Source organism: Micromonospora sp. AB353, from assembly GCF_049538395.1.
GTDB lineage: Bacteria > Actinomycetota > Actinomycetes > Mycobacteriales > Micromonosporaceae > Micromonospora > Micromonospora aurantiaca.
The window spans coordinates 38,230-55,281 of record NZ_JBMVFV010000038.1 but is presented as its reverse complement, the minus strand read 5'-3'; the positions used below and the strand labels follow the sequence as shown (position 1 = coordinate 55,281).

Below are 17,052 nucleotides of genomic sequence, written 5' to 3'. Positions count from 1 at the left end.
CCGTCCCCGAGCCCGTCAACTTCATGATCGACGGAGCGCACGGAGCCGACGGAGCGCACGGAGCGCGACGGGGCGGTGGGCGGGTGCGGGGAGGGGTGGGTCGGTCAGCTGGTGCGGTCGGCGATGTAGTCGCAGAGGGACTCCAGCGCGCGACGCGCCGGACCCTCGGGCAGCGGAGCCAGCCGGGCGCGTGCGTCCTCGGCGTAGCTGCGCACCGTCTCCCGGGCACGCTTGAGCGCCGGCGACTCCCGCAGCAGGCCCAGCGCCTCGGCGTGCAGCGCGTCGTCCACCAGCGGGCCGGTGGCCAGGATCTCGCGCAGCCGTACGCTCGCCGCGTCCGCGTCGTCGGAGGCCATCGCGTAGAGCACCGGCAGGGTGGGTACGCCCTCGCGCAGGTCGGTGCCGGGCGTCTTGCCGGACTGGACCGACTCGCTGGCGATGTCCAGCAGGTCGTCGGAGAGCTGGAACGCGACGCCGATGATCTCGCCGTACGCGGCCAGGGCCTCGACGTGCGCGGGCGCCGCGCCGCCGAACATGCCGCCGAAGCGCGCCGAGGTGGCGATCAGCGAGCCGGTCTTCTCGGCGATCACGTGCAGGTAGTGCGCGACCGGGTCGGTGTCGCGCGGGCCGACCGTCTCGGCGATCTGGCCGTGCACCAGCCGGGCGAACGTGCGCGCCTGCAGGCGTACCGCCTCGGGGCCCAGGTCGGCGGCGATGTCCGCGGCCCGGGCGAAGAGGTAGTCGCCGACCAGGATGGCGACCGAGTTGGTCCAGCGGGAGTTGGCGCTCGGGGCGCCACGCCGAACGGCGGCCTCGTCCATCACGTCGTCGTGGTAGAGCGTCGCCAGGTGGGTGAGCTCCATCACCACGGCGGCGGGGACGACCTGGTCGGCCTCCGGGGCGCCGAACTGCGCACCAAGCGCCACCAGCAGCGGACGGAACCGCTTGCCGCCGGCCTCGACCAGGTGCCGGGACGCCTCGGTCACCAGCGGATCGGCGCTCGCCACGCTCGCCCGCAGGCTCGTCTCGACCCGGTCGAGCACACCCAGCACGGAGGCTTCGACGCGCGGGTCGGCGAGGTGCAGGCCGAGCGCGCCGAACTGACCTGAACGCTCGCCAGCCGGGTTCGCCACGTCCTCAACCATGCCACACCCGTTCGACCTGCTCGTCGACGGGGATACGGGCCGGGGGCCGGTACGCCACGGCGTACCGGCCCCCGGTGGGAACACCTCTGTCATCTGACGAATTCGGCGGCGCCGGTGGTCAGGTCGAGCAGCGGACCGGGCACCACGCCGAGGACCAGCGTGGCGAGCACGCCGATGACCAGCGCGGCCGAGGTGAGCGCCCCCGGCACGGTCACCGTCGGGGTGGACTCGCCCGGCTCGGAGAGCCACATCATCACCACGACCCGCAGGTACGGGAAGGCCAGCACCATGCTGGTCAGCACGCCCGCGATCACCAGCCACGCCTGGTTCGCCTCCAGGGCCGGGCCGAAGACCGCGAACTTGCTGGTGAAGCCGCTGGTCAGCGGGATACCGGCGAAGGCCAGCAGGATGAACGTGAAGATCGCCGCGAAGAACGGCGAGCGGCGGCCCAGCCCGGCCCAGCGGGACAGGTGGGTGGCCTCCCCGTCGGCGTCGCGCACCAGCGTCACCACGGCGAACGCGGCGAGCACCGAGAAGCCGTACGCGGCCAGGTAGAACATGGTGCCGGAGAGCCCTTCACGGCTGGGCGCCAGCACACCGACGAGCAGGTAACCGGCGTTCGCGATCGACGAGTACGCCAGCAGGCGCTTGATGTCGGTCTGGGTGACCGCCAGCACCGCGCCGACCAGCATGGTCAGCACCGCGATCGCGCCGAGCACCGGGGTGAAGTCCCAGGAGGCCCCGGCGAACGCCACGTGGAAGACGCGCAGCAGCGCACCGAACGCGGCGACCTTGGTGCAGGCCGCCATGAAGCCGGTGACCGGGGTCGGCGCGCCCTGGTAGACATCCGGCGTCCAGACGTGGAACGGCGCGGCGGCGGCCTTGAACAGCAGGCCGATGGCGAGCAGCGCCATGCCGGCGAACAACAGCACCGGGCTGGACGGGGAGTCGGTGACCGCGGCGTGCACGGTGGCGAAGTCGACGCCGGCCGCGCGGCCCGGGATCCCGGAGGTGAAGCCGTAGATCAGGGCGACACCGAACAGGAAGAACGCCGAGGCGTACGCGCCGAGCATGAAGTACTTCAGCGCCGCCTCCTGGCTCAGCAGACGCCGGCGGCGGGCCAGCGCGCAGAGCAGGTAGAGCGGCAGCGAGAAGACCTCCAGCGCGACGAACATGGTCAGCAGGTCGTTCGCCGCCACGAAGATCAGCATGCCGCCGATCGCGAACGACATCAGCGGGTAGACCTCGGTGGCACCGCCGACGCCCTCGGCCTGTCGCCGGTCCTCGGCCGACTCGGCGGTGACTGCGGCGTGCGCCACGAACGCGCCGCCCCGCTCCACCGTGCGCTCGCCGACGAGCAGCAGCGCCATCACCGCGAGCACCAGGATGGCGCCCTGCAGGAACAGCGTCGGGCCGTCGATCGCGATGGCGCCGCCGATGGTGATCAGCCGGTCGTCGGCGTTCAGGATCACCATGACGATCGCGGCGAGCATCGCCACCAGGGCGAGCCCGAGTTGCACCGCGTTACGCAGGCGGCGCGGCACGAACGCCTCGACCAGGACCCCGAGCAGCGCCGCGCCCAGCATGATCAGGATCGGAGCGAGCGCCGCGTAGTCGATCGACGGCAGCTTGAGCTCGGTCATTTTGCGGCCTCCTGGACGCTGCCGACCTCAGGGGCGGGGTCGGACTTGCCGACGTCCTGCATGGTCGCCTGGACGGCGGGGTTGATGACGTCGGTGACCGGCTTCGGATAGAAGCCGAGCAGCACGATCAGCGCGATCAGCGGCGCGACGACCACCTTCTCGCGCAGGGTGAGGTCACGGCGCATGCCCTCGACCTCGGTCAGCGCCGGGTTCAGCGTGCCCTGCGTGGTGCGCTGCACCATCCACAGCACGTACGCCGCCGCCAGGATGATGCCGAGCGTGGCGATCACCGCGACCGGCTTGTTGACGGTGAACGTGCCGATCAGCACCAGGAACTCGGAGACGAACGGCGCGGTACCGGGTAGCGCCAGCGAGGCCAGACCGGCGAAGAAGAGCACACCGGCGAGTACCGGCACCAGCTTGCCCGCGCCGCCGAAGTCGCTGATCAGCGCCGAGCCGCGCCGGGCGATCAGCATGCCGACCACGAGGAACAGCAGGCCGGTGGCCAGGCCGTGGTTGAGCATGTAGAGCACCGCACCGGTGCCGGCCTGGGTGGTGAACGCGAAGATGCCGACGCCGATAAACCCGAAGTGCGCGATCGAGGTGTACGACACCAGCCGCTTCAGGTCGTTCTGGCCGACCGCCAGCAGCGCGGCGTAGATGATGCCGATGACGCCGAGCGCCAGCGCCCACGGCGCGAACCAGCGCGACGCCTCCGGGAACAGCGGAAGGCAGTAGCGGAGGATGCCGAACGTGCCGACCTTGTCCAGCACGCCGACGAGCAGCGCGGCGGCGCCGGCCGGGGCCGCGCCACCGGCGTCCGGCAGCCAGGTGTGGAACGGGAAGAACGGCGCCTTGATCGCGAAGGCCACGAAGAAGCCGAGGAACAGCCAGCGGGCCGTGTCGGTGGCGAACTCGGCCTGGCTCAGCGCCTGCCAGTCGAAGGTCTTCCCGCCGACCACCCAGAGGCCGATCACCGCGGCCAGCATGAACAGACCGCCGACCAGCGAGTAGAGGAAGAACTTCACCGCCGCGTACTGCCGCTGGTGGCCGCCGTAGCTGCCGATCAGGAAGTACATCGGCACCAGCATGACCTCGAAGAACACGTAGAACAGGAAGACGTCGGCGGCGGCGAAGACGCCGATCATCGTGCACTCGAGGACGAGGAGCAGCGCGAAGTACGCGGGCACCGAGCGCTTGGACGCCTCGGCGTCGTGCCAGGACGCCAGGATCACCAGCGGCACCAGGATCGCGATCAGCATCAGCATGACCAGCGCGATGCCGTCCACCTCGAAGGTGAAGTTCACGCCCCAGTTCGGGATCCACGGGTACGACTCGCGGAACTGGAACCGGTCACCACCGGCGGAGAAGGCGAACCACATCACCACCGACAGCACCAGCACCAGCAGCGACCAGCCGAACGCGACCAGCTTGGCCAGGTCCGGGCGGCTGCGGGGCAGCAGTGCCACCACCAGGGCGCCGACCAGCGGCGCCACGGTCAGCACCGAGAGGAACGGGAAGTTGGACATTATTCGGCCTTACCTCCGTCGTGACTGCGTGGCCCGCCGGCGGGGGCGGCCGCGTTGAGGTCGATCACGCCAGCCACCCCGCCTGCACCGCCAGGAACGCCGCGACCACGAGCAGCGCGCCGGTCAGGATCGAGGTCGCGTACGACCGCACGAAGCCGGTCTGGAGCCGCCGGAGCCGGCCCGAGCCCCCGCCCACGGCGGCGGCCAGGCCGTTGACCAGCCCGTCCACGCCCCGGTTGTCGAGGAACACCAGCGCCCGGGTGAGGAAGATGCCCGGCTTCTCGAAGACCGCCTCGTTGAAGGCGTCCGTGTAGAGGTTCCGGCGGGCGGCGGTGACCACCACGCCGGCCGGCTGCGGCTCGGTGGCCGTACCGGAGCGGAACAGGAACCAGGCCAGCCCGGCGCCCAGCACGGTGAGCAGCAGCGACAGCGCGGTGAGCAGCCAGTGCGCCAGCACCGGCGCGTGCTCCCCGCTCTCGGCGGCGAGTCCGTTGGTGGCGGTGAGCCAGTCCGGCACGGAGGTGGCGAGCAGGAAGCCCGCGCCGACCGAGCCGACCGCCAGCAGGATCAGCGGGATGGTCATCAGCTTCGGCGACTCGTGCGGGTGCTCGATGTCCTCGGTCCAGCGCTTCGGACCGTGGAACGTGAGCACGAACAGCCGCGTCATGTAGAACGCGGTGAGCCCGGCGCCGAGCAGCGCGGCCATGCCGAACAGCCAGGCCGTCCAGCCCTCCCGCTCGAACGCGGCCACGATGATCGGCTCCTTGGAGAAGTAGCCGGAGAACGGGAACATGCCGATGATGGCGAGCCAGCCCATCATGAACGTCAGCCAGGTGACCTTCATGTACTTGGACAGCCCGCCGAAGCGGCGGATGTCCACCTGGTCGTTCATGCCGTGCATGACCGAGCCGGCGCCGAGGAACATGTTGGCCTTGAAGAAGCCGTGTGCCAGCAGGTGCACGATGGCCAGCGCGTACGCGCCGCCGCCGAGACCGACGCCGAGGAACATGTAGCCGATCTGGCTCACCGTCGACCAGGCCAGCACGCGCTTGATGTCGTCCTTGGCCGCGCCGATGATGCAGCCCATCAGCAGTGTGAGCGCGCCGACGCTGACCACCACGAGCTGGAGCGTCTCGTTGGCCGAGAAGATCGCGTTGGAGCGGGCGATCAGGTAGACGCCTGCGGTGACCATGGTGGCCGCGTGGATGAGCGCGGACACCGGGGTCGGGCCCTCCATCGCGTCCGGCAACCACGCCTGGAGCGGGAACTGACCGGACTTGCCGGCCGCGCCGAGCAGGAGCAGCAGGCCGAGCACCAGCACGGTGGTCGAGGTCATCGAGCCGACCCCGTTGAACACCTCGTCGTACTGGGTGGTGCCGAGCACGGCGAACATGATGAAGATGCCGATGGCCAGTCCGGCGTCGCCGACCCGGTTCATCAGGAACGCCTTCTTGCCGGCGGTGGCCGCGCTGGGCCGGCCGTACCAGAAGGAGATCAGCAGGTACGACGCCAGACCGACGCCCTCCCAGCCGAAGTAGAGCATCACGTAGTTGTTGCCGAGCACCAGCAGGAGCATGGCGGCGACGAACAGGTTGAAGTACGCGAAGAACAGCCGCCGGCCCGCGTCGTGCGCCATGTACTCCACGGCGTAGAGGTGGATCAGGAAGCCCACCCCGGTGATCAGCAGGACGAAGACCGCGGCCAGCGGGTCGAAGAGCAGACCGAAGTCCACCTTCAGGTTGCCGACCGCCATGAAGTCCCAGAGGCTCAGCTCGACCTGCTTGTTCTCCAGACCGCGAAGCTGGAGGAAGTAGGTGAGCCCGAGCACGAACGCGGCGCCGATGGCGCCCACGCCCAGCCAGTGGCCCCAGCGGTCGGCCCGCTTGCCGAGCAGCAGCAGGATCGCCGCGCTGACCAGCGGGATCGCCACCAGCAGCCAGACACTGCCCAGCATCCCGTCCGCCGTGGCGAAGGTGACGGCTTCGGCTGGCTCAGACTGGGCGATCGTCAGAATCTGTTCCACCACGAGCCCCTCAGTACTTCAGCAGGTTGGCGTCGTCGACGCTGGCCGAGCGCCGGGTCCGGAAGATCGCCATGATGATCGCGAGCCCGACCACGACCTCGGCCGCCGCGACCACCATCACGAAGAACGCCATGATCTGGCCGTTCAGGTCGCCGTTGATCCGGCTGAACGTGACCAGGGTCAGGTTGGCCGCGTTGAGCATCAGCTCGATGCACATGAACAGCACGATCGCGTTGCGCCGGACCAGCACGCCCACGGCGCCGATGGTGAACAGCACCGCCGCGAGGATGAGGTAGTAGTCCGGGGTCACCGTGCCAGCCTTTCGTTCGCGACTGCGGGGCTCCGCTTCGCTGCACTCCTCGCGCTCACCGATCAGTCCCCTTCGGTGCGGTCTCCTCGGCCGTCAGCTCACGCACCGGCATGATCTCCGGGATGCTGCGGTCGGTCAGCCGGCCGTCGGGCAGACGGGCCGGGGTGGCCACCGAGGAGGACGTGGCGTAGACACCCGGGCCGGGCTTCGGTCCGGGGTAGTTGCCGGGGCGGAACCGCGCCTTCATGGTGGCGATCTGGTCCATCCGGTCCGCCTTGCGCCGCTCCACGTGTGCCAGCACCATCGCGCCGACGGCGGCGGTGATCAGCAGCGCCGAGGTCAGCTCGAAGGCGAAGACGTACTTGGTGAACAGCAGCCGGGCGATGCCCTGCACGTTGCCCTCACCGTTGGCCTCGTCGAGCCCGACCGCCTGGACTCCGTCGAGCGCCCGGTAGAGGCCGGTGCCCACCAGACCGGCGAAGCCGAGCCCGAGGACCACGGCGGCGACCCGCTGGCCGCGCAGCGTCTCGATGAGCGAGTCGGACGCGTCCCGGCCGACGAGCATCAGCACGAACAGGAACAGCATCATGATCGCGCCGGTGTAGACGATGATCTGCACCATGCCGATGAACGGCCCGGCCTGGAGCACGTAGAACACGCCCAGGCAGAGCATGGTCAGCACCAGCCAGAGCGCGGAGTGGACCGCGTTGCGGGCCCACACCATGCCGACCGCGCCGAGCAGGGCCAGCGGGGCGAGGATCCAGAAGGTGACCTCCTCACCCCCGGACACCTGGCCGGCTGCGGCGAGCACCGTTGCCGAGGTCATGCCTTGCCTCCCTTGCCCGCCGCGGCGGCGGACCGCTGCTCCGCCTGCTCGGCGCCGGGGAAGGTCACGCCCGGGTGCTCCTCCACCTGGTACCGGCCGGGGCCCATCGGCGAGCGCTCGGCGCCGGCCGAGGTGCCCGGGTTGGTGAGCGCGCCGACGTAGTAGTCCTTCTCGCTGTCGCCCAGCCGCATCGGGTGCGGCGGCTGCTCCATGCCTTCGAGCAGCGGCGCGAGCAGCTGCTCCTTGGTGAAGATCAGGTCCTGCCGGTTGTCCCGGGCCAGCTCGTACTCGTTGCTCATGGTGAGCGAACGGGTCGGGCAGGCCTCGATGCAGAGCCCGCAGAAGATGCACCGGGCGTAGTTGATCTGGTAGGTGCTGGCGTACCGCTCACCCGGGGAGAAGCGCTGCTCCTCGGTGTTGTCGCCGCCCTCCACGTAGATCGCGTCGGCCGGGCAGGCCCAGGCGCACAGCTCGCAGCCGATGCACTTCTCCAGCCCGTCCGGGTGCCGGTTGAGGATGTGCCGCCCGTGGTAGCGCGGCGCCGAGACCGGCGGCTTGAACGGGTAGTCGGTGGTGACGACCTTCTTGAACATGTGCGAGAAGGTGACACCGAAGCCCTTGAACGTTCCGGTGATCGCGCCCACGTCACACCTCCCTGGAGTCCGGGCCGGCGACCACGTTGGCCGGCTCCCGCTCGGCGAGCACGCGCTTGGTACGCGGGCTCGGCGGAACCTGAAGATCCATCGGCGGCAGCGGGAAGCTGCCGTACGGCCGGGTGTCCGCCTGCTCCTGCAGCGACGGCTTCGGCTCCTTCTTCCGCGACGGCCAGAAGAGCGTGGCCAGCAGCAGCACGCCCGCGCCGACGGCGGTGACGAGCAGCCGGTCCCGGGTCTGCCAGTCCTCGATCGAGCGCAGCCCGGCGAGCACCATGATCCAGACCAGGTTCAGCGGCAGCAGCACCTTCCAGCCGAACCGCATGAACTGGTCGTACCGGAGCCGGGGCAGCGTGCCGCGGAGCCAGACGAAGACGAACACCAGCAGGATGACCTTGCCGAAGAACCACAGCATCGGCCACCAGCCGTCGTTGGCGCCCGACCAGATGGTGATCGGCCACGGGGCGTGCCAGCCGCCGAGGAACAGCGTCACGGTGAACGCCGACATGGTCACCATCGCGACGTACTCGCTGAGCATGAACAGCGCGAACTTCAGCGAGCTGTACTCGGTCTGGAAGCCGGCCACCAGCTCCGACTCCGCCTCGGGCAGGTCGAACGGTGCCCGGTTCGTCTCACCGACGATGGCGATGAAGAACATGATGAAGCTGGGCAGCAGCAGGATCGCGTACCAGCCGGGCGCGGCGAGGTCGAAGCCGCCGATGCTCAGCCGGGTGCCGTCGCCCTGCGCGGCGACGATCCCGCTCGTCGACATGGTGCCCGCGGTCATGAACACCGCGACCACGCTCAGGCCCATGGTGACCTCGTACGAGACCAGCTGGGCCGCCGAGCGCAGACCGCCGAGCAGCGGGTAGGTGGAGCCGCTGGCCCAGCCGCCGAGCACGATGCCGTACACGGCGAGCGAGGAGAAGGCCAGCACCACCAGCACCGCCACCGACACGTCGGTGACCTGCAGCGGCGTCCGGTGCCCGAAGATGCTCACCATCGGCCCGAACGGGATCACCGACAGCGCGGTGACCGCGCAGACCACGGAGATCACCGGGGCGAAGAAGTAGACGACCTTGTCGGCCTTGCGCGGGAGGATGTCCTCCTTGAAGGCCAGCTTCACGCCGTCGGCGAGCGTCTGGAGCAGACCGAACGGGCCGGCCTGGTTGGGGCCGGGCCGCACCGCCATGCGGCCGACGACCCGGCGCTCGAACCAGACGCCGAGCAGCGTGGCCGCCACGGCGACGACGAACGCGAACAGGATCTTGCCGAGGACCAGCCACCACGGGTCCTTGCCGAAGTCGGCAAGCGTCGGGTCCTGCGCCGCGAGGATGACGGGGTTCACTGCACCCACCTTTCGTTCCCGACTGCGGAGACGCTCACCACGTCGCCGGACGTCGCGCCGAGGCCGCGCCGCACGGTGGAGCCGGGTGAGTTGGTCGGCAGCCAGACGACGCCGTCGGGCATCTCGGTGATCGCCGCCGGCAGCGTGATCGCGCCGCGGTCGGTGCCCACCGTGACCGGGTCACCGTCGGCGACACCCAGCGCCTCGGCGGTGCCCTTGCCGAGCCGGACCACCGGCGGGCGGGCGGTGCCGGCGAGGTGCTCGTCGCCGTCGGTGAGGCTGCCCAGGTCGATCAGCTGGTGCCAGGTGGCGAGCACCGCCTCGCCCGGTCCGGGCTGCCGAACGGCGGCCGGCTCGACCGAGGGCGCCGACGGACGCTCGACCCGGGTGCGCGGCAGCGCGCCCAGCTCGCGCCGGATGCTCGGCACGTCACCCGTGCCCAGCCGCACGTCGAGCTGCGCGGCGAGCGCGTCGAGGATGCGGGCGTCGGTCATCGCGCCGGTGTCCAGCACCTTCTCGAACGTGCGCAGCCGGCCCTCCCAGTCCAGGAAGCTGCCGGCCTTCTCGACCACCGGCGCGACCGGCAGGACCACGTCGGCGCGGCGGGACACCGCGCTCATCCGCAGTTCCAGGCTGACCAGGAACGGCACCGCGTCCAGTGCGGACTCGGCCAGGCGCGGGTCGGCCAGGTCGGCCGGGTCGACGCCGGCCACCACCAGGGCGCCGATCTGGCCGTTCGCCGCGGCGGTGAGGATGCCGTCGGTGTCGCGGCCGGCCTGGCTGGGGATCACCCCGGCCGGGATGTCCCACGCCTCGCCGAGCTCCGCGCGCGCGGCCGGCTCGGTGACGACCCGGCCGCCGGGGAGCAGGTTGGGCAGGCAGCCCGCGTCGACAGCGCCGCGGTCACCCGCGCGCCGCGGCACCCAGACCAGCCGGGCACCGGTACGCCGGGCGACGTCCGCCGCCGCCGACAGGCCGCCCGGCACCTCGGCCAGGCGCTCGCCGACGATCAGGATCGCGCCGGGCTGACCCAGCGCCTCGGCCACCGTGGCGTGCTCGGCCAGCACGCCGGCCTCCTCGCCGGGCACCACCCGAGCCAGCTTGGCCCCGAGCTTCTCCAGGCCGCGCGTGGCGAACGGCGCGAGCGCGTACACAGTGAGCTTCTTCTTCAGGTACGCCTTACGCAGCCGCAGGAAGAGGATCGGGCACTCCTCCTCCGGCTCCAGGCCGACGAGCACCACGGCGGGCGCGTTCTCCACGTCCGTGTAGGTCACGTCGGTGACCCCGGCGACGCTGCTGGCCAGGAAGTCGGCCTCCTCGCGGGAGACCGGGCGGGCCCGGAAGTCGATGTCGTTCGTGTGCAGCGCGATGCGGGCGAACTTCGCGTACGCGTAGGCGTCCTCGACTGTCAGCCGGCCGCCGGTCAGCACCGCCGTGCCGGTCGCGCCGTCGCGGGCCGCGCGCAGCCCCTCGGCGGCCCGGGTGAGCGCCTCGCTCCAGGACGCCTCGCGCAGCTCACCGGTCTTCTCGTCGCGCACCATCGGGGTGCTGATCCGGTCGAACGCGCGGGTGTACTGGAAGCCCCAGCGGCCCTTGTCGCAGTTCCACTCCTCGTTCACCGCCGGGTCGTCGCCGGCCAGCCGGCGCAGTACCTTGCCGCGCCGCCAGTCGGTGCGCTGGGCGCAGCCGGCCGAGCAGTGCTCGCAGACGCTGGGCGTGGAGACCAGGTCGAACGGGCGGGCCCGGAACCGGTACTGGGTTCCGGTCAGCGCGCCCACCGGGCAGATCTGCACGGTGTTGCCGGAGAAGTACGAGTTGAACGGGACGTCCCCCTCGTCGCCCTCCTCGCCGTACGCGTCGTCCCGGTAGATGTTGATCTCCTCGTGCGAGGAGCGTCCCATCAGGTCGATGAACTTGTCCCCGGCGATCTCCTCGGAGAACCGGGTGCACCGCTGGCAGAGCACGCAGCGCTCACGGTCGAGCAGCACCTGGGTGCTGATCGGCAGCGGCTTCGGGTACTCCCGCTTGTGCTCGTGGAACCGCGAGTCCGTCCGGCCGGTGGACATCGCCTGGTTCTGCAGCGGGCACTCGCCGCCCTTGTCGCACATCGGGCAGTCCAGCGGGTGGTTGAGGAGCAGCAGCTCCATCACCCCCTCCTGGGCCTTCTTGGCGACCGGGGAGGTGAGCTGCGTCCGCACCACCATGCCGTCGGCGACGGTCTGTGTGCAGGAGGCGACCGGCTTGCGCTGGCCCTCCACCTCCACCAGGCACTGCCGGCAGGCACCGGCCGGGGCCAGCAGCGGGTGGTCGCAGAAGCGCGGGATCTCGGTGCCGAGCTGCTCGGCGACGCGGATCAGCAGCGCGCCCTTGGGCGCGGTGACCTCGACGCCGTCGATGGTCAGCGTGACGGTCTCGGTCTGCTTGGCTACGTCGGTCATCAGTGCGCCCCTACCAGGGTCTTCTCCGACAGCTTCGGAGCGGTACGTCCCTCGATGTAGTCGAGGTAGTCCTGCTTGAAGTACTTCAGCGACGAGGTCACCGAGCTGGTCGCGCCGTCACCCAGACCGCAGAACGAACGGCCGAGGATGTTGTCACAGGTGTCGAGCAGGGTGTCCAGGTCCTCGTGGGTGCCCTGGCCGGACAGGATGCGCCGGTAGACCCGGACCATCCAGTAGTTGCCCTCCCGGCAGGGGGTGCACTTGCCGCACGACTCGTGGTGGTAGAACTCCAGCCACCGGTAGGTCGCGTACACCGGGCAGTCCTGGTCGGAGAAGATCTGCGTGGCGGTGGTGCCCAGGATCGAGCCGGCCCCCGCCACCCCCTCGAAGTCCAGCGGCACGTCCAGGTGCTCGGCGGTCAGCAGCGGCGTCGACGAGCCACCCGGGGTCCAGAACTTCAGGTTGTGCCCGGGCTTCATGCCGCCGGCCAGCTCGATCAGCTCGCGCAGCGTGATCCCCATCGAGCACTCGTACTGGCCCGGTTCGGCGATCCGGCCGGACAGCGAGTAGATCATCGGGCCGGACGACTTCTCCGTGCCCATCGTCTTCCACCAGTCCGCGCCACCGAGCACGATGTACGGCACGCTGGCGATGGTGCCGACGTTGTTGACGACGGTCGGGCTGGCGTACAGGCCGTGGGTCGCCGGGAACGGCGGGCGCAGCCGGGGCTGGCCGCGGAAGCCCTCCAGCGAGTCCAGCAGCGCGGTCTCCTCACCGCAGATGTACGCACCGGCGCCGGAGTGCACCACCAGGTCCAGGTCGAAGCCCGACCCGAGGATGTTGCGGCCGAGGTAACCCTTGGCGTACGCCTCGTCGACGGCGCTGCGCAGCCGCCGGGCGGCGTGCACCGCCTCACCGCGGATGTAGATGTACGCCCGGTTGGCCCGGATCGCGTACGAGGCGATGATGACGCCCTCGACCAGCGAGTGCGGGTCGTGGGTCATCAGCGGCAGGTCCTTGCAGGTGCCCGGCTCGCCCTCGTCGGCGTTCACCACCAGGTAGTGCGGCTTGCCGTCGCCCTGCGGGATGAACCCCCACTTGAGACCGGTCGGGAAGCCCGCGCCGCCCCGGCCGCGCAGTCCGGAGTCCTTGACCAGCTGGATCAGGTCGTCCGGGTGCGCCTTGAGCGCCTTGCGCAGGGCGGCGTAGCCGTCCAGCTTCTCGTAGGTGCCGAGCCGCCACGCGTCCGGCGAGAGCCAGCGCTTGGTGAGCACCGGCGTGAGCTTGGCCAGCGTCTCCGGCCGAGGAGTGGTCACTTGCGGACCCCCGATCCGTTCGCGTCCGCCGGGTCGGCGCCGTCCGCGCCCGTACCGGACTCCGCTTCCTTGAGGTTGCGCTCCTGCGCGCCGGCCGCGTCGCCGGCGGGCTTGCCGTCACCGGCCGGCGGGTTCGACGCCACGCCGGCCGCCTCCGCCGCCCGCGCGTCGCGCGGCGCCGGTGCCGGTCCGTCCACCGGGACCTTGGTGCCCGGGGAGTCCGGCGCCGGGGTGCTCGCGTCCGGCTGCCGGGTCTCGGCGGTACGCACCTGCGGCGACTTGGCGTCCGGCGCCTTCACGTCCGGCGCGGTGCTGCCGGTGGCCGCCTCCGGCTTGGCCGGCTCGGGCGCGGGGGCCGGCTTCGCGGCCTCGGCCTTCGCCTTCGCCTCGGCGGCGGCCCGGTCGGCCTCGGCCTTGCTGCGGATCGGGGTCTTCGGGTCGAAGCCCGGCACCGAGACGCCGTGCTGCTCGGCCAGGCGCAGGCCGCGCAGACTCGGCTCGCCCGGCCCGCCGTCGGCCACCGCGCCGTCACGCTCGTCGGCGAAACCGGCGAGCTGGACCGCCATCTCCTTGAGCGTGCACAGCCGCGCCCCGCGGGTCGGCATCGGCCGGCCGCCGGCACGCAGCTCCTCGACCACGTCGACAGCGCCCTGCGGCTCCACGTTGTCGAAGAAGTCGTAGTTGACTGTCATCACCGGGCCGTAGTCGCACGCCGCCAGGCACTCGGCGTGCTCCAGGGTGATCTTCCCGTCGGCGGTGGTCTCCTCGTGCCCGACGCCGAGGTGCTCGGCCAGGGTGTCGTAGACCTTCTGCCCGCCGAGCACGTCGCACATGGTGTTCGTGCAGACGCTCACCAGGTAGTCACCGGTGGGCTTGCGCTTGTACATGGTGTAGAAGGTGGCGACGGCGCCGACCTGGGCCTTGTTGAGCCCGAGCACCTCGGCGCAGAACTCGACACCGGCCGGGGAGACGTAGCCCTCCTCGGACTGGACCAGGTGCAGCAGCGGCAGCAGCGCCGAGCGGGACCGGTCCGCCGGGTACCGGGCGATGATCTCCCGGGCCCGGGCGCGAGTCGTTTCGGTAAAGCTCATCGGTCACAACCACCCATCACGGGGTCCAGCGAGGCGCCGCCGGCGATCACGTCGGCGATCAGGCCGCCCTCGGCCATCGCCGGGAGGGCCTGGAGGTTGACGAAGCTCGGCTCCCGGTAGTGCACCCGGTAGGGCCGGGTGCCGCCGTCGGACACCGCGTGCACGCCCAGCTCGCCGCGGGGCGACTCGATGCCGACGTACACCTGGCCCGGCGGAACCCGGAAGCCCTCGGTGACGAGCTTGAAGTGGTGGATCAGCGACTCCATCGACTGACCCATGATCTTGGCGACGTGCTCCAGCGAGTTGCCCATGCCGTCCACGCCGATGGCCAGCTGCGCCGGCCACGCGATCTTCTTGTCGGACACCATCACCGGGCCGGGCTTCAGGCGGTCCAGCGCCTGCTCGATCAGTTTCAGCGACTCGCGGATCTCCGCCACCCGGACCAGGTAGCGGCCCCACACGTCACCGTCGGTGTGCGTCGGCACGTCGAACTCGTACGTCTCGTAACCGCAGTACGGCATCGTCTTGCGCAGGTCCCAGGCGAGACCCGCGGACCGCAGCACCGGGCCGGTGACGCCGAGCGCCATGCAGGCGGTCACGTCGAGCACCGCGACGTGCTGCGTACGCTCCAGCCAGATCGGCTGACCGGAGAGCAGGTTCTCGTACTCCTTGAGCCGCTTCGGCATGAGCTGGAGGAAGTCGCGGATCTTGCGGATCGCGTCGTCCGGCACGTCCTGCGCCACACCGCCCGGCCGCACGTACGCGTGGTTCATCCGCAGGCCGGTGATGGTCTCGAAGATGTCGAGGACGTACTCCCGCTCGCGGAAGCCGTACAGCATCATGTTGATCGCGCCCAGCTCCATGGCGGTGGTCGCCAGCCAGACCAGGTGCGACGAGACGCGGTTGAGCTCCATCATCAGCACGCGGATGGTGGTGGCCCGCTCGGTGATGTCGTCGGTGATGCCGAGCAGCTTCTCCACCGCGAGCGCGTACGCCGTCTCGTTGAACAGCGGCGAGAGGTAGTCCATCCGGGTCACGAACGTCGAACCCTGGACCCAGTTGCGGTACTCGAGGTTCTTCTCGATGCCGGTGTGCAGGTAGCCGATGACCGAGCGGGCCTCGCGGACCGTCTCGCCCTCCAGCTCCAGCACCAGCCGGAGCACGCCGTGGGTGGACGGGTGCTGCGGACCCATGTTGACGACGATCCGCTCGTCGTTGATCGGGTCCGTGCCGGAGACGACCTCGTCCCAGTCCCCGCCGGTGACGGTGAAGACCTTGCCCTCGGTCGTCTCGCGCTCGGTCGCGTAGTTCGACGTGGTCATTGGTACGACCTCCTACGGTCCGGCGGGGGGATCTCCGCACCCTTGTACTCGACGGGGACGCCGCCCAGCGGGTAGTCCTTGCGCTGCGGGTGCCCCTCCCAGTCGTCCGGCATGAGGATCCGGGTCAGGGCGGGGTGGCCGTCGAAGACGACGCCGAACATGTCGTACGTCTCCCGCTCCTGCCAGTCGGCGGTCGGGTAGACGGCGGTGACGCTCGGGACGTGCGGCTCCTCGGCGGAGACCGCCACCTCCAGCCGGACGCTGCGGCGGTAGGTCATCGAGGTCAGGTGGTAGACCACGTGCAGGCGGCGCTCCTGCGCGCCCAGGTAGTCCACACCGGACACCGAGGAGCACAGCTCGAAGCGCAGCGCGAGGTCGTCGCGCATCACCTGGCAGACCTCGGCGATCCGCTCCGGGCGGACGTGCAGGGTCAGCTCGCCCCGGTCGACCACGACCTTCTCGATCGCGTCGCCGAAGTCCGGGTACGCCTCCTCCAGCGCGTCCCGCACCTCGTCGAAGTAGCTCCCGTACGGCCGGGCCGCCTCCTCGATGGGCTTGCGCGGGCGGACCAGGCCGCCGTAACCGGAGACGTCGCCGGTGCCCTGGTTGCCGAACATGCCCCGGCCGGCCGGACTGGCCGGCGGATACTCCGCCGGGGCGGTGGAGCTGGCACCGGCCGGGGTGGTGGGTACCGGCACCCCGCCGTCGTTGTTCTTGTCGTTACTCATTTCGGGCCCCTATGCGACGCCTGAAGGTGGTTCTGCGCCTTCATCCAGTTCTCGATCCGCAGCTGCTCCTCACGCCCCTCGCGGACCGCCTTCGTCCACTCGGCACGCCGGGCCTTGTCGCTGCGGTACGACGAGGGCATCGAGCCGTACGGCACCACCGGCACGTCGCCGCGCGCCTGGCGGGCCTCCAGCATCTTGCGGCCGTTCGGGCCCAGCGGCTCGTGCATGATCTTCTCGCGCAGCTTGAGCACCGCGTCGATGAGCATCTCCGGCCGGGGCGGGCAGCCGGGGAGGTACATGTCGACCGGTACGACGTGGTCGACGCCCTGCACGATGGCGTAGTTGTTGAACATGCCGCCGCTGCTGGCGCAGACGCCCATCGAGATGACCCAGCGGGGCTCGGCCATCTGGTCGTAGATCTGGCGCAGGACCGGGGCCATCTTCTGGCTCACCCGGCCGGCCACGATCATCAGGTCCGCCTGGCGGGGCGAGGCGCGGAAGACCTCCATGCCCCAGCGGCCCATGTCGTAGTGCGGGCCGCCCGCCGCCATCATCTCGATGGCGCAGCAGGCCAGACCGAACGTGGCGCCCCAGACCGAGGTCTTCCGCGTCCAGTTGACCAGCTTCTCGACGCTGGTGAGCAGGACGCCGGAGGGGAGCTTCTCCTCGATGCCCATCTG

General features: G+C 70.6%; 14 protein-coding genes. All 14 read right to left on the bottom strand.

Annotated elements, in window-relative coordinates; translation table 11 throughout:
* Window positions 1-104 precede the first annotated feature (104 nt).
* The 14 genes from ACPCK6_RS17320 to ACPCK6_RS17255 all read right to left on the bottom strand — a co-directional run bounded on the left by ACPCK6_RS17320 (window position 105) and on the right by ACPCK6_RS17255 (window position 17,049).
* Window positions 105-1,145, bottom strand: a complete 1,041-nt coding sequence (locus ACPCK6_RS17320; RefSeq protein ID WP_194802030.1) for a polyprenyl synthetase family protein — start codon at window positions 1,143-1,145, stop codon at window positions 105-107.
* An 89-nt stretch (window positions 1,146-1,234) separates the two neighbouring features.
* A complete protein-coding gene (nuoN, locus tag ACPCK6_RS17315) occupies window positions 1,235-2,788 on the bottom strand; it encodes an NADH-quinone oxidoreductase subunit NuoN (RefSeq protein WP_194802031.1) in 1,554 nt (517 codons plus the stop codon).
* Entirely contained in the window at window positions 2,785-4,317 is a 1,533-nt protein-coding gene (locus ACPCK6_RS17310; RefSeq protein ID WP_013473559.1) for an NADH-quinone oxidoreductase subunit M, read from the bottom strand. The genes nuoN and ACPCK6_RS17310 overlap by 4 nt, the downstream gene beginning before the upstream one ends.
* A gap of 64 nt (window positions 4,318-4,381) precedes the next feature.
* Window positions 4,382-6,343: an NADH-quinone oxidoreductase subunit L gene (nuoL, locus tag ACPCK6_RS17305; protein WP_402810378.1), complete on the bottom strand. Its 1,962-nt coding sequence runs from the start codon at window positions 6,341-6,343 to the stop codon at window positions 4,382-4,384.
* Between the two features lie 7 nt (window positions 6,344-6,350).
* Window positions 6,351-6,650 (bottom strand): NADH-quinone oxidoreductase subunit NuoK, encoded by a 300-nt coding sequence (nuoK, locus tag ACPCK6_RS17300; RefSeq protein ID WP_013283611.1) that lies wholly within the window; start codon window positions 6,648-6,650, stop codon window positions 6,351-6,353.
* A 55-nt stretch (window positions 6,651-6,705) separates the two neighbouring features.
* On the bottom strand, window positions 6,706-7,476 hold the full coding sequence (locus ACPCK6_RS17295; RefSeq protein WP_194802033.1) for an NADH-quinone oxidoreductase subunit J: 771 nt from the start codon (window positions 7,474-7,476) through the stop codon (window positions 6,706-6,708).
* The gene (nuoI, locus tag ACPCK6_RS17290) at window positions 7,473-8,120 is read right to left on the bottom strand and encodes an NADH-quinone oxidoreductase subunit NuoI (RefSeq protein WP_013283609.1); all 648 of its coding nucleotides are present in this window, start codon (window positions 8,118-8,120) and stop codon (window positions 7,473-7,475) included. Before nuoI ends, ACPCK6_RS17295 begins: the two co-directional genes overlap by 4 nt.
* A 1-nt stretch (window position 8,121) precedes the next feature.
* Window positions 8,122-9,477, bottom strand: coding sequence for an NADH-quinone oxidoreductase subunit NuoH (nuoH, locus tag ACPCK6_RS17285; protein WP_194802034.1), 1,356 nt, complete (start codon window positions 9,475-9,477; stop codon window positions 8,122-8,124).
* Entirely contained in the window at window positions 9,474-11,915 is a 2,442-nt protein-coding gene (locus tag ACPCK6_RS17280; RefSeq protein WP_013283607.1) for an NADH-quinone oxidoreductase subunit G, read from the bottom strand. The genes nuoH and ACPCK6_RS17280 overlap by 4 nt, the downstream gene beginning before the upstream one ends.
* A complete protein-coding gene (nuoF, locus tag ACPCK6_RS17275) occupies window positions 11,915-13,231 on the bottom strand; it encodes an NADH-quinone oxidoreductase subunit NuoF (RefSeq protein WP_281600336.1) in 1,317 nt (438 codons plus the stop codon). Before nuoF ends, ACPCK6_RS17280 begins: the two co-directional genes overlap by 1 nt.
* A complete protein-coding gene (nuoE, locus tag ACPCK6_RS17270; RefSeq protein ID WP_423481628.1) occupies window positions 13,228-14,322 on the bottom strand; it encodes an NADH-quinone oxidoreductase subunit NuoE in 1,095 nt (364 codons plus the stop codon). Before nuoE ends, nuoF begins: the two co-directional genes overlap by 4 nt.
* Entirely contained in the window at window positions 14,319-15,644 is a 1,326-nt protein-coding gene (locus ACPCK6_RS17265; protein ID WP_013283604.1) for an NADH-quinone oxidoreductase subunit D, read from the bottom strand. The genes nuoE and ACPCK6_RS17265 overlap by 4 nt, the downstream gene beginning before the upstream one ends.
* Window positions 15,641-16,372 (bottom strand): NADH-quinone oxidoreductase subunit C, encoded by a 732-nt coding sequence (locus ACPCK6_RS17260; protein ID WP_349879428.1) that lies wholly within the window; start codon window positions 16,370-16,372, stop codon window positions 15,641-15,643. Before ACPCK6_RS17260 ends, ACPCK6_RS17265 begins: the two co-directional genes overlap by 4 nt.
* Complete coding sequence (locus tag ACPCK6_RS17255) at window positions 16,369-17,049, bottom strand: NuoB/complex I 20 kDa subunit family protein (protein ID WP_013283602.1); 681 nt, start codon at window positions 17,047-17,049, stop codon at window positions 16,369-16,371. Before ACPCK6_RS17255 ends, ACPCK6_RS17260 begins: the two co-directional genes overlap by 4 nt.
* Window positions 17,050-17,052 lie beyond the last annotated feature (3 nt).

Excerpts from the sequence above, each read along its gene's own strand:
- ACPCK6_RS17320 (WP_194802030.1), bottom strand. The coding sequence starts at position 1,145 with ATGGTTGAGGACGTGGCGAACCCGGCTGGCGAGCGTTCAGGTCAGTTC.
- nuoN (WP_194802031.1), bottom strand. The coding sequence starts at position 2,788 with ATGACCGAGCTCAAGCTGCCGTCGATCGACTACGCGGCGCTCGCTCCG.
- ACPCK6_RS17310 (WP_013473559.1), bottom strand. The coding sequence starts at position 4,317 with ATGTCCAACTTCCCGTTCCTCTCGGTGCTGACCGTGGCGCCGCTGGTC.
- ACPCK6_RS17295 (WP_194802033.1), bottom strand. The coding sequence starts at position 7,476 with ATGACCTCGGCAACGGTGCTCGCCGCAGCCGGCCAGGTGTCCGGGGGT.
- ACPCK6_RS17280 (WP_013283607.1), bottom strand. The coding sequence starts at position 11,915 with ATGACCGACGTAGCCAAGCAGACCGAGACCGTCACGCTGACCATCGAC.
- nuoE (WP_423481628.1), bottom strand. The coding sequence starts at position 14,322 with ATGAGCTTTACCGAAACGACTCGCGCCCGGGCCCGGGAGATCATCGCC.
- ACPCK6_RS17265 (WP_013283604.1), bottom strand. The coding sequence starts at position 15,644 with ATGACCACGTCGAACTACGCGACCGAGCGCGAGACGACCGAGGGCAAG.
- ACPCK6_RS17260 (WP_349879428.1), bottom strand. The coding sequence starts at position 16,372 with ATGAGTAACGACAAGAACAACGACGGCGGGGTGCCGGTACCCACCACC.
- ACPCK6_RS17255 (WP_013283602.1), bottom strand. The coding sequence starts at position 17,049 with ATGGGCATCGAGGAGAAGCTCCCCTCCGGCGTCCTGCTCACCAGCGTC.